This window comes from Parablautia muri (assembly GCF_009917485.1).
In the GTDB taxonomy this organism is placed as follows: domain Bacteria; phylum Bacillota; class Clostridia; order Lachnospirales; family Lachnospiraceae; genus Suilimivivens; species Suilimivivens muri.
In genome coordinates this window covers 1-9,287 of record NZ_QZDT01000084.1, presented here as the reverse complement: position 1 = coordinate 9,287, position 9,287 = coordinate 1, and the positions used below count along the sequence as shown (strand labels likewise).

Below are 9,287 nucleotides of genomic sequence, written 5' to 3'. Positions count from 1 at the left end.
CCTTCCTTTTCTTTATATTGAATATATCATTTATTTCCTGTTTGGTGTTACAACTTTATTATACCATCTCAGTTTTTTACGGAATATATGCCGCTCTCGTCAGGGCTTTCCCCTAACACCACGAGATCCTATAAATACGCTTTCCGTCTTTTGTTCCAGTATGTTTATCAAGTAAAGAAGAAAAATGCTGGCGAAATCATCTTCCGGGATTTGGATTTCGAAACTATTGACGGCTTCCTGAAATAGAGCGAAGCAGAACGGGGATGCTCAGTATCCACAAGAAATCTCAGGCTTTCAGCATTGGCCTCTTTTGCCGGTTATGCACAGAACAGGAATTTTGAAGCAGCGACTGTGTTTGCGAATGCGGTGAAAAGAGTGCCTGTAAAAAAGGAGACCATACAGCCGAGGGTCACCTTTACACATGATGAAGTTTCAGTCCTGCTCCGGCTTCCCAATCCTGAGAAACGGCTGGGCTTCCGTGACCAGGTTCTTTTGAATCTAATGTATGCCAGCGGAGCCAGGGCACAGGAAATCTGCGATCTCAAGGTCAGGGACTTCCTGGTTGAGAAAAACCTCTATAAGCTGACAATTACCGGAAAGGGAAATAAAACCCGCAGAATTGTGATCGCAAAGCCCAGCGGAACTCTCCTTGAACGGTATCTGGAGGAAACGGGAAAAGCCAGCCGGTCGGAAGCCTACATCTTTTCCAGCCAGACCCATCTGCAGATGAGCATTTCCTGTATTGAGGAGATTTATAAAAAATATATCGCGTTCGCAAGAGCCGGGCATCCAGAAATGTTCCTGGAAAAACGCTACACCCCGCACACCATGAGGCATACGACTGCCACACATATGTTGGAAGCCGGGATACCGATTATGGCAATCAAAAATTTCCTCGGACATTCCTCGATCTCCTCAACAGAACGGTATGCTGAACTTTCACAGGGAACCGTAAACAGGCATATCCGGGATTGGAACGAAAAGTGGTTTTCCCATCAAAAAGAAAATCCTGTTACGCAAAAGAAAGAGAATCGGATCCCTGACTTCCTGAAATAGCTCTTACATTATCTGAGGTAACTTCTTTGAAAGCCTTTTATGTCGGCAGTTTTGAGAGTTTTCTCGGGTAATTGAAAGTCTGGGATAATGCGCCATTCGGACTGGGGATTACTCCGCAGCCTCGTTTTTCGGCGCTTTTTTCACCAACTCCTGCGCCTCCGGCAGACGGGAGAGGGCAATCAGGAACGCCTTGACTTCCTCGCCCTCCATTTCCATGACAGCGGGGAAAACAGCCTCCAAAATGGCCCCACGACCAATCAGCCGGTGTGGCCTGGCCCGGTGTTCCTCGCTGCGCTTTTTGTTCAGCAAAATCTTCTGGCGGTTGTGATATTGGGCGATTTTCTTCTCAACTTCCTGTTCTTCCTGGGACTTGTCCATGGTTATCAATCCTCCCTTTCCAGCCAGCCATTTTTGGCAAAAATTTTCTGCAATTTTTTGAGTGCGCCGGTCACACTGTCACAGGCACAACTCCCGCTGATGCCTTCGTCCGCCGCTATCTCACGGAATTTCTTTTTCAAGGCATACCGGGCATGGGGCCGCCACGCCTGGGTGGGAGATAGCTGGGAGATGGCCTCCGCCAAATGCTCCAACAGCAATTCTTCAGCGGCCTCGTCAATCTCTCGAATAATCAAATCCTCTGGGGACTGCACCAGGGACATGGCATGGTTCTCAATGCCAGGGCTGCAATCCATAGAGTAAACATGATAGTAACTTTTCCGGCCCTCCTGTCGGCTCTCATAGAGCCGACATTCCTCCATAACGGCGGCAACCTCATCCGGCACTTCCGCAAACGTGTCCTTGGTGTAGAGCGGGTAATAGTGCTTGCGTAGATTAACGATTGCCATGCCGCCCTCACTTTCCCTGGGGATGGTCTGCGTAGTAGCGGCGGAGATTGCACAGGCCCCGGCGGATGGAGAGACAAACATTGCTGTTGTGGACGCGCTCACGGTCTGCGATCTGCTGCTGGGTCAGCCCTCCCAGGTAGTAGGCGCAGATGCGTTGGGCTGGGTGGGAGTAGCGTGGGCCAGGGCTTCCCGCAAGGCAGCGGCCAGCCGGTCACGTTCTGCCTGTTCTTCTGCTAGCATGACAAGCTGCTCCGGGGACAGGCTGTGCTCCAGGGCGTAGTTCTCCGTCCAGTTGTAAGCGTCCAGCGAGTAGAACGCCTGGTGATACCGCTTGCGGCGCTCGTAGTTCCGCATTTCCCGGACAGACTGGCACAGCACGTCAAAAACTTCCTCGCTGACCTCCACCAGCTTGTCCTGCTGACAGTGGGGGTAGTGGAGCCGTAGGTTGATAACTTTCATTTTGACCTCCCAAATGACAGGAGGGACAAACAGCCGAAACTGCTTGGCCCTCCCAGTGATGGAGCGTTTTGCCCCTCACCTTATAGCCCACTTAGGGGGTCATTCGTATGGGCCTATTTCCAGAATTTCTGAAAAATTTTTCTGACAGCGTTGATGGAAGTCTGTACCGAACCTTTGGTACAACCGCACATCTCGGCAATCTCCGCATAGCAGAAATCGTACAGCGCATAGAGCAAAAACCGCCCCCGCCGGGTGTCGGTACAGAGCGCCAGCACCGCCAGAATTTCGTCCAGCGTTTCCCGCTGGCAGACCAATTCCTCCGGCGTGGCACAGTAGGGCAAGCGGCCCTCGGTGCTGATTATGTACCCGTCACACTCGCGCCCATTCCAATACCGCTGACGCTCACGGTAGAGTTTCCGATTGTTCCGCCTGGCCTGTTCCAGATAGTCAGCAACCTCAGCGCTGACCTCAACAGAAACAAACCGCCCGTTGATTTTGATGGTAATTTCCATTGTCTTTTCCTCCGTTCAGATTTTTGGGGTCTGAACGAAGGGGGCGGGGAGCGACAGTGGGGCCGGTGTCGCTGGCCTGGAAATAGAAAAGCACCCGGACAGTGCAAGACTGTTCGGGCGCTGGGGACGACATTATGAGTCGTCAGAAAATGACTATTTTCGCAATCTTGGGTGGAGTGCGCCGCTGCGGGGGTCAGGCCTTTTTTGACAAGTGCCTATCTACCTGTAATTGCATGGCGGCATCCTCCTATTTGCCGCCTGTTTTGGATATAAAAAGCGGCGGTTTTGAAATTAAAACCACCGCAAACAGCAAATTTTTAGGCATGATAAATGTCTGCCCAGCAGCGTTTTTTTCTTTTCTGCCGCTGGGCAGACTTGGTTTTTATTGACTTCTATTTAGGCCATCCCAAATAAACCGCAATGAGGACAAACACAATTCCGAGTGCGATAAGGATTATAGGCCACCCCTTTTGCTTTCTGCGGGAAATCCCGATTGCAACAAACAATATCCCCAGCAGCATTGACACAATCATCGCAAAAAATCCCATTTTATTTACTCCTTTCAAGATGTATTACTCTATCATGGCGATTGGCTATTTCCAAATCATGAGTTACAGTAATGATGGTGGTGTTAAACTCTTTGTTCATGTTAAAAAGCAAGGTTACAATTCTTTCTCTGTTTTCCACGTCCAGGGATGCCGTAGGTTCATCAGCCAAAATGAGTTGAGGTTTCATGATGATTCCTCTGGCAAATACAGCTCTGGCCTTTTCTCCGCCGGAACATTCAAGAGGTTTCTTTTTTAGTATGTGTCTGATCTCAATCGCACTAACGACAGTATCGAAATCCTCAATCTCCCCAACACCCTTTTTGTCAGGACTGGCATAGAGAAACGGCAGTTTGATGTTATCTTCAATCGTCAAAGAGTTGATTAGTGCCGACTCTTGAAGAACAAAACCAATCCGTTGATTTCGCCATTGCGCTAACTGGTTTGTATGTAACTGATCTGTCGGAGAACCGAAAAGCGTATATTCACCGAAATAATTTCGATCAAGCAATCCAATAATATTGAGCAAAGAACTCTTGCCTGCTCCCGATTCGCCCACAATGGCGATTTTTTCACCAGTGGCGACTTCAAGCCTGAAATCATTTAGTATTGAAATCTGCACCTTTTTGCTCTTATAGATTTTTTCTTTAACGCTTAGATCAATAATCTTCGTCATTGCAATACCCCCAAGGAGATTGGAACCTTTTTGATTTTCCACAACATACTTTCGACAACAATTATTCCGATAGCAATATCAGAAACGACAACCACCAACAAGGCCAGCCAGTCCATTCCTATCAAACCAAACAATCCGTAAGTAGCAAAGGTAGCGTCTTTCCTTAACCAGCACCCGTATCGGTTAAAAGCGGTGAATGAGGCAATCAGTGCTACATTAACAAAGGAGAGCATCCCAAAGTAACCATAAAAAATTCTTTTCAGCTTTGAGTAGCTTAATCCCACCAACAGATTGATAGTAAAGTCTTTCAGCATTAGGCGAACACTAACCAATGCGTTCCAAACTGAAAGACAAGTTATGACGATCAGCAGAATAAAGGTCGTTATGAATATAATTTTTAGTGAATGAAGATAGTATTCATTGAAATAATCGTAGTTTTCCTTTTGGCTAAAGAAATTGAAACTTAAACCCAAATTATCTTTGATAACCTCACTCAAATCCGCTATTTCTTCTTTTGAGGTGTCCAAAGGTATAATGTCCATGAGGCCATTAAATTTGATGTCCATGTTCGCATGATTGATAAATTCCTCATTCACTGGAAAGAGGATTGAGAAATTGTAGTATGCCTTGGAGTTGGGGGCATAGAAATCAGAGTGGTAGGCGTTTTGCTTCAACACGCCCTGAACCTTTAGCGTCAAAGGCCACCCAAGAACGGATTCTTCCAGTTCTATTGTTGATCCAACGGGATATGTTTTGCTTAACCCTTTTCCTATTAAAACAGGGATTTCCCCGTCTAATTGGTAATCAAAGTCCAAATCTGTCCCTTGCGAAAGCTCAAATTCATTTAATCTATAATACTGCTCGTTCAGATAGCCTAATGATATTTTCATATCATCACCGTTGGGAACAGATACGATAAACCCGTCTGTATAAAAAGCATACTTAAAGCTGCTGTTCAAATAGTCATATACTGCTTGTGTTCCGTTTTCGCCAACTATACTCATATCAATATGACTATTCGGGTCTAAGTTGGCGATGTAAACTCCCTCTTGATTTATATATTTTGTTTCCTGATACCCTTGAAATGTTGACAAAATGGAACGGGCAGCAGTAAAGGTTATGTAATTCGCCATGAGAAGCAACAGCATGATACCGATACCAAGTATCGCTTTTCTCAAAAATATCTTTGATACAATGAACTTAAATATTTTCATATTTCCGTACCCGCCTTGCGCTGATTAGTATGTATGTGACAAAAATAAGGACTAAATAAAAATTGTCGGCTAAATTGAAACCAAAATGGATATTTGCCAAAGCTGATAGAAGATAAACGAAAATTACAACCGTGAGACAGTCCAGCACATATCGAATGGTGATGCTAAACACAGTACCGCCTACAAGTATTCTGCAAAATATTTCTGCCTTTTTCCTCTCCAGCATTTGATAATGGAACACTATCACAATGAATGTAAACAGTGAAACAATCAAGGGCTGGTAATCAATAAAATTTTTCAAAAAGGCCTTTAGAATATAAGCGTCTAAATCCAAGGTCTTTGCATAATCCAAAAGCAAATTGAGAGAAAAGCAAAAAATATATACAATGCTTAGCTCTAACATATCCGTCAGCCTAAACAGAGATTTTTTCATGCCTTTTCCTCTATCCCCTCGAAGTGTTCAGCTTTGCTTTATAAAGAGATTTTCCTGTCAGCATTGCGAGATAAAGCAGCATAGCAACCAGGATGATAATGCAGAAATCTCGTTGCGATGAATACGTCGTGAAGTTAAAGCCTTTTGTGCAAAGCTGTGCTGCCATATAGGAAATTGGGAACGGTATAGCCCTGTCAATCCAAACAACGATTGCTTGCTTGTTTCTTAATAGCACTCGTAGAATTGCAAGGACAACAAGGGCGAGAAAAGCTAATAGGAAATACGGCATCAGGATCAGTCTTGGCAGAGTTACGCCGTTTTCTTCGGGGTTTTGATTTGACCCATAGATCAGTACATCCTCGGAGCCATCGTTTTGAGCATAGAAAATCTGAATTTCAGTTTCTCGATCAAAGGGTATCACCACATTTTGTTTTCCGCGATTAGACAGATATAAGTCCCAAGTTGTAGTCCAGGCATTTATGCGGTAAATCTCTGTTTCTGTTTCATTGTCAAACACTTCATTACAGCTATAACCTGTCACCTCATTATCAAAGGTGATGATAACGCTCCCATCAGGGACATCAATCACATTGAGCAGGTTATCAGAATAGGGGAAAAATTTAGGTGATGTTAAAATCCCAAAAACAATCATCACTATGGCACAGGCCAAGATCGCCGTGAAACAAATAGTCTGTAAGCGTTTGATAAATAAGTCCCGCTTTACTCTCTTTAACGGCACAATATCAGTATCCGGGTCAGCATCAGGGATAAATTTCGTAGCTTTCCGCATACGCTCAAACTCCGCACAGCACTCTGTGCAAATCTCAAGATGTTCGCTGACAAATTCTCTTGTATCCGTACTTACCATATCTTCTACATAGAGCGGAAGTATGTCTTTGATTAAATTGCATTTATCGGTCATTATTGGCCTCCATTTGTTCCGATATTTTGTTTCTTGCCCGGTGATAAGTGACACAGGCCCAGTTATCTGTCTTTTGGAAAATCTTTGCGATTTGTTTGAAACTCAATTCTCCAAAAACCCGTAACATAAAAACTTCCTTATATGGTTCGGCTAAATTGTGCAGCAGCAGATGTATTCGCATAGCATCACTTCGGTTTATTATCTGTTCCTCAATGGTGTCTATGTTATCTGCAAATTCAATATCATCAATATCTACAAACCTCTGTTGCCTTTTCAAGTGAGAAAAGTAACAGTTCTTTGCAATTTGACAAAGCCAAACGCGAATATCTGTATCGCCGCGAAAAGCATCTATTGAGCGCACTGCTTTGAAGAATGTTTCGCTTGTGATCTCCTCCGCCAGACCTTCGTCTTTTGATAGCTTTTTAAGAAAGAGAAATACATCATTAAAGTACCTTATATAGATTTCCTCAAATTCATCTTTGGAACCTGCCACTTTCTCACCTCCTCCCTTATAAGACTTCGCATTTCAAAAAATCTTACAAGGTTTTTGAAATATTTTTGAAAACAATTTTTCCCACATAGGCTTGTGTAGAGCTGATACCCCTCATGGCACATTGAGATTTTGTCGAAATTAGTATAGACTGTCACTTGCCCTATATACAAGGTGCTATTATTAAGAAATGCGGGGAGTGCCCCGCATTTCTGTCAAATCATAATCAATTCCGCAAAAATGATTTCCTCCACCTGGGTCTTACAGCAATTCATCAGCCCCACCCAGCGCATGGGGTCACGGGCTTTCAAGTTCTCGGTGGCCCCGGCCTCCTGTTCCTCCGGGGTCAACTCCACATCCCGGAACGCCGGAGAGATGTACTTGCCTACAAAATTGAAGTAGACCTACACCGCCTGGGTGGTTTCGATACTGCCCTTGCGGTCACGCTCATGGACAAGGATTTTCTCGACAAACTCATTGAGCATGGTGTTCGTCATATCCTCAAAGCCCTGGTATTTGTCAATCAGGGCAATAAACTTTTCCGCCGATTTCTTCCCCTGGTCGTAGCTGCTGACAGCCTTTCCCAACTCCGCAATCTCGGCGGCAAGTTCTTCCTGCTCCTTGGCGTACTGTGCGTCCAGCGCGGCATACCGGGCATCCGGCAATCGTCCGAGGGCGTTGTCCTCATAGATTTTACAGACTAACCGCTCCAACTCCCCGGCCCGTTTCTGAGCTGCCGACAGCCGCCGCTTTTTCTTTTTGATGTCGCTGTCCTGCTGGCTGGCTTGGGCCTCCTGCACTTCCCGGATGAACGCTGCCCGGTCGGCTTTGGCGAAGTCGGCAATGGCCCGGAGCATCCCGGAAATCAGGTCAAGCACGACTTTTTCATTGATACGGTACTGGGTGGGGCAGAGCGTTCCAATGGGGACTTTGCCATACGGGGCGCAAGTGTACTGATGGACACGCTTGCCGTTGTTGGAGCGATGGACGTACATTTTCCCACCACAGTCGGCGCAATACATCAGCCCGGTCAGCGGCGCGGCCTCACCCCAACCGTCCGGGTATCGCTTGACATTCCCCCGGATGCGCTGTACGTTGTCAAAAGTCTCCTGGTCGATGATAGCGGCATGGGTATTCTCGAAAATTGTCCACTCGCTCTCGTCAACATAGTGGCTCTTTTTGTCCTTGAAGTGCTTGCAGGTCTTGAAATTGACGGTATGCCCTAGGTACTCCCGCTTTTTCAGAATATGGACGATGGTGGAGGAACCCCAGCCGTAAATGTCCTTGACCGGCTTGGTACGGTTCACACCCTCGTTAAATCTCGCCAGATGCACCGAAGGAATTTCAACCTTGTCTTGGGTGAGCTGGGTGGCGATTTGGTAGGGGCCGTAGCCCTCCAGCGTCATGGCGAAGATGCGCCGCACCACAGCAGCGGCCGCCTCGTCCACCAGCCAATGCTCCCGCTTTTCGTCCCACAGGTAGCCATAGATCACCGTCCCCGTCAGGTGCTTGCCGCTCATGCCCTTGGCCTTGAATACCGACTTGATTTTACGGCTCGTGTCACGGGCGTAAAACTCATACATGATATTCAAGAACGGGGTCATGTCATTGTCCCCTTTGTCGGTGTCTACATTGTCGTTAATGGCAATCAGCCGCACTCCCCGTTGGTGAAGAATTTCCATCATCTGACCGACTTTCAGATAGTCCCGGCCCAGCCTGGACATATCTTTGACAATGATTGCCTCCACGTTGCTGTCCTCGACTTCCTCCATCATCGCCATAAAACCGGGCCGGTCAAAGCGGGTGCCGGAAACGCCGTCATCGGTATAGTGCCGGAATCGGAGATACCCATTCCGGCGAGCGTAGTCCTCCAACATGATTTTTTGGTTGTGGATTGAAAAACTCTCGCCACTCAATTCATTGTCACGACTGAGCCTTTCGTACAGCAGCGCAATTTTGGCGTTTGCCATAGTGCAGACCTCCTCAAAATGAAATATGCTCTAAGCTGTCCTCGCCTATCACCGAAAAATCTGTGAATTAACAAGTCGCTTAGAGCATATATCACCTCTGACTTGAAATTACGTTTTAACAGATCTTCTGATTTCCGGGCTTGCCGATCCGCTTTCGTGATTCCG

General features: G+C 46.3%; 12 protein-coding genes and 2 pseudogenes. 2 read left to right on the top strand and 12 right to left on the bottom strand.

The features are described 5' to 3' along the window. The first annotated feature begins 351 nt into the window (after positions 1 to 351). Positions 352 to 1,056 (top strand): tyrosine-type recombinase/integrase, encoded by a 705-nt coding sequence (locus D5281_RS23090; RefSeq protein ID WP_330585277.1) that lies wholly within the window; start codon positions 352 to 354, stop codon positions 1,054 to 1,056. Between the two features lie 108 nt (positions 1,057 to 1,164). On the opposite strand, the gene D5281_RS23085 is transcribed toward D5281_RS23090, so the two are convergent. The 4 genes from D5281_RS23085 to D5281_RS23070 all read right to left on the bottom strand — a co-directional run bounded on the left by D5281_RS23085 (position 1,165) and on the right by D5281_RS23070 (position 2,872). Beyond that, positions 1,165 to 1,434, bottom strand: a complete 270-nt coding sequence (locus D5281_RS23085) for a DUF3847 domain-containing protein (RefSeq protein ID WP_160562270.1) — start codon at positions 1,432 to 1,434, stop codon at positions 1,165 to 1,167. A gap of 5 nt (positions 1,435 to 1,439) precedes the next feature. After that, the gene (locus tag D5281_RS23080; RefSeq protein ID WP_330585276.1) at positions 1,440 to 2,003 is read right to left on the bottom strand and encodes a sigma-70 family RNA polymerase sigma factor; all 564 of its coding nucleotides are present in this window, start codon (positions 2,001 to 2,003) and stop codon (positions 1,440 to 1,442) included. A 21-nt stretch (positions 2,004 to 2,024) separates the two neighbouring features. Next, on the bottom strand, positions 2,025 to 2,360 hold the full coding sequence (locus D5281_RS23075) for a hypothetical protein (RefSeq protein WP_277935575.1): 336 nt from the start codon (positions 2,358 to 2,360) through the stop codon (positions 2,025 to 2,027). A gap of 113 nt (positions 2,361 to 2,473) precedes the next feature. Further along, positions 2,474 to 2,872, bottom strand: coding sequence for an RNA polymerase sigma factor (locus D5281_RS23070; protein WP_160562268.1), 399 nt, complete (start codon positions 2,870 to 2,872; stop codon positions 2,474 to 2,476). A gap of 134 nt (positions 2,873 to 3,006) precedes the next feature. On the opposite strand from D5281_RS23070, the gene D5281_RS23065 reads away from it, so the two are divergent. Next, entirely contained in the window at positions 3,007 to 3,261 is a 255-nt protein-coding gene (locus D5281_RS23065; protein WP_160562267.1) for a hypothetical protein, read from the top strand. Positions 3,262 to 3,264: 3 nt separating this feature from the next. On the opposite strand, the gene D5281_RS26210 is transcribed toward D5281_RS23065, so the two are convergent. The 8 genes and pseudogenes from D5281_RS26210 to D5281_RS23030 form a co-directional block, all read right to left on the bottom strand. Further along, positions 3,265 to 3,420 (bottom strand): hypothetical protein, encoded by a 156-nt coding sequence (locus tag D5281_RS26210; RefSeq protein WP_277935574.1) that lies wholly within the window; start codon positions 3,418 to 3,420, stop codon positions 3,265 to 3,267. A gap of 1 nt (position 3,421) precedes the next feature. Then, positions 3,422 to 4,093 carry an ABC transporter ATP-binding protein gene (locus D5281_RS23060; RefSeq protein ID WP_160562266.1) on the bottom strand — a complete coding sequence of 224 codons (672 nt, stop codon included), beginning with the start codon at positions 4,091 to 4,093 and terminating at the stop codon, positions 3,422 to 3,424. Then, the gene (locus D5281_RS23055) at positions 4,090 to 5,307 is read right to left on the bottom strand and encodes an ABC transporter permease family protein (protein WP_160562265.1); all 1,218 of its coding nucleotides are present in this window, start codon (positions 5,305 to 5,307) and stop codon (positions 4,090 to 4,092) included. The genes D5281_RS23060 and D5281_RS23055 overlap by 4 nt, the downstream gene beginning before the upstream one ends. After that, positions 5,294 to 5,740: a hypothetical protein gene (locus tag D5281_RS23050; protein WP_160562264.1), complete on the bottom strand. Its 447-nt coding sequence runs from the start codon at positions 5,738 to 5,740 to the stop codon at positions 5,294 to 5,296. Before D5281_RS23050 ends, D5281_RS23055 begins: the two co-directional genes overlap by 14 nt. Before the next feature lie 10 nt (positions 5,741 to 5,750). After that, positions 5,751 to 6,662, bottom strand: coding sequence for an anti-sigma factor family protein (locus D5281_RS23045; protein WP_160562263.1), 912 nt, complete (start codon positions 6,660 to 6,662; stop codon positions 5,751 to 5,753). Then, complete coding sequence (locus D5281_RS23040) at positions 6,652 to 7,155, bottom strand: RNA polymerase sigma factor (RefSeq protein WP_330585275.1); 504 nt, start codon at positions 7,153 to 7,155, stop codon at positions 6,652 to 6,654. Before D5281_RS23040 ends, D5281_RS23045 begins: the two co-directional genes overlap by 11 nt. A 212-nt stretch (positions 7,156 to 7,367) precedes the next feature. Then, a pseudogene (locus tag D5281_RS23035) lies at positions 7,368 to 7,481 on the bottom strand (TnpV protein); the annotation flags it as partial. After that, positions 7,482 to 9,122 (bottom strand): annotated as a pseudogene (locus tag D5281_RS23030) (recombinase family protein); the annotation flags it as partial. Between the last annotated feature and the right edge of the window lie 165 nt (positions 9,123 to 9,287).